The sequence below is a fragment of the Psychromonas antarctica genome (assembly GCF_022267535.1).
Classification (GTDB): Bacteria; Pseudomonadota; Gammaproteobacteria; order Enterobacterales; family Psychromonadaceae; genus Psychromonas; species Psychromonas antarctica.
Map to the genome: position 1 here is coordinate 1 of NZ_JAHNZV010000207.1, position 2,334 is coordinate 2,334.

Consider the following 2,334-nt stretch of genomic DNA (forward strand, 5'->3'; position numbering starts at 1 on the left):
TTGCAAGGCTAAAGCATTTTAGAGCGATAGCTACACGATACGATAAATTAAAAATAAACTTTGAAAGCATGTTGGCATTAGCATGTGTAATGATTTGGCTGCCAATGTGAAAGATCAACAGCCCCTAGGCTTTTTGAAAACAATTTTTAGCGCAAGTTATTGTGTAACGACTCCTTAATGCAAGTAAAACATTATCGAGCATTCCGCGATCGCTCCTTTTCTGATTGGATGCAGGTTAGTTATGTTCAAAATTTAGATTAAGGCTATTTTAATAGCCTTTAGTCGTCCTGGTGACATAAGTTGACAATACCTATTCGGCTGGGTGTTTATGATTTTAGTGGGGATCCCTCAGCATTTAACCCCGACCCTCTGCTTTATGATTGCTAAAATTGAAAATCAAAAAAATAAAAAAAACAAATGCAAAAATAGTGATCTAGTACCAGCTACAGCGTTTGACTCAGCGGTAATTAGTTAAGTAGGATATGGCTGCAGTCTATGGACAGACAAACATAAAATAACCTAGTCGAATATTATTAGTTGATCGGCATCCTGTTGGTATGTAAGTAGATCTGTAAATTTATCTTTATAAAATTAACTACCATATAAACACCATAGGATTAATTATAATGACATTTAAAAAATCACTAATGCTTGCAGGGGGATCTTTATTTATTTTGTTGCTCTCTGCTTGCGGCAGCTCTTCAACGAATACTGACGCTTCAACCACTGATTTGCCAATCACATTAACAGACGCAGCCAGCGATCGCACATTTGCTTTTACCGCTGCGGGTGATCAAGTTGTTTTCGTTTTTGATGTTTCAGCCCAAAGCGATATACTCGAAGCGAATGGCATCACCGATATCAGCACCATTGAGCGAGTAGAAGTTCGAGGTTCTTTCAATAGCTGGTCAAGTTCAGAAGATTTTTACCTTACTGCTAGTAGTACTGATGAGGGCATCTGGTTTTTGAGCGTTGATGCTGATGAGATCAATATTCCTGGTAACAGCGGTCAACCAGAATATAAATTCGTAGTGACTGTCGGAGAGACAAGCAGCTGGTTTAATGTATCGGAAAATACGCCCGTTGGATACCAATTTTCGGGTAATCATATTCTTGTTTTTAGCGGTGATAATATAGAGACCATCATTGCCAATGATGCACAGGCAAAAAATGAAAAGTCGCTTTCTGATTTTGATTTGACAACAATAGAGGGGCAGCAAGAGATATCTAATTTTCGTCAAGTACCAGAATTAAGTAACTTGTTTCGCTCTTATCATCCATTCAAACAGTCTCGTGATATGGAAGCCGAAGCGACACGTATTGAGTACGTTAATTCATTTATGGTAACAAACAATATTGGTAGCGTAATAACCCTTTCTGGAGAAGAAGCCGCCGTTGCGCCTGAATTTATCACTGACTATATGCAAGCCATTATGGACGCAGGTGACAATTTGCTGTTAGATATCAGCTATAAATTGGTTTATTTTTCATCCGATGGTGATGAATTTTCAGCTGCTGTAAAAAGCACTGTTGAGTTTATAAATGACGATAGCCACCCTGCTCCCTTTCTTATCCATTGTCGTTTGGGGACAGATCGTACTGGCGTATTAACTGCCGTACTAGCAGGATTATCCGGTGTAAGCTGGGATAAAATTGCTGCAGATTACCAGCTTTCCAATCGTTTAGGGATTAGTGAATTTAGGGACCAAGGATTATTACGATATTCATTACGCCATATGCTCAATGTCGATCCTGCTGATGAAGGTGTGGATTTGCAACAAGCGCTAGTTAACTATTTTATTAACAACGCTACTTTGACCCAGAGTCAAATTGATAAAATGGTGGCTAAAATCAACTAGGCTTATTTTTTGAGGGCGAGTAAATTTCTGATACAACCTGCTATCACTGCATTACTCGCTACGTTCGCTGTGCATTCTTGTATGGCGAAGATCCTTTCTTTTAAATACCTTGCACGGAAAGATTTTACTAATCGCTATCAATGGATGGTTGATCGCATTCGTCAACGTAGAGATATTTTTATTTTTGTAAGATTTTTCATTATTTAATAACCTATTTTTTATGCTCTGATCGCACAAATCCTCGAGCATTTTAGGTGATAATCTGATTTTTTATTAACATTGAATTTCGTTTAAAAGGTTTGCCTGTCGAGCCTTTCGTTTCGCTTATTTTAACATGCGTTTCTCGACGGTGAGCTTACGGCTGCATAGTTTGACTTGGGCGGTTAGCCCAATTCAGTCTTTTTTGGAAAGCAAGTCAGCCGTTACTCACTATTTTCTAGATAATTCCATGGCAGGTAATTTTCTGGGTTGGCTT

At 38.5% G+C, this 2,334-nt stretch carries 1 protein-coding gene and 1 pseudogene; both read left to right on the forward strand.

What is annotated here, in order from left to right; all coding sequences use genetic code 11:
* Positions 1-110: pseudogene (locus tag KSO91_RS16940) on the forward strand (IS5/IS1182 family transposase); the annotation flags it as partial.
* A 516-nt stretch (positions 111-626) separates the two neighbouring features.
* Entirely contained in the window at positions 627-1,859 is a 1,233-nt protein-coding gene (locus KSO91_RS16945; RefSeq protein WP_238744198.1) for a tyrosine-protein phosphatase, read from the forward strand.
* Positions 1,860-2,334: the final 475 nt, after the last annotated feature.

Bases quoted from the DNA above. Each gene is read 5' to 3' on its own strand.
- KSO91_RS16945 (WP_238744198.1), top strand. From the start codon at position 627: ATGACATTTAAAAAATCACTAATGCTTGCAGGGGGATCTTTATTTATT.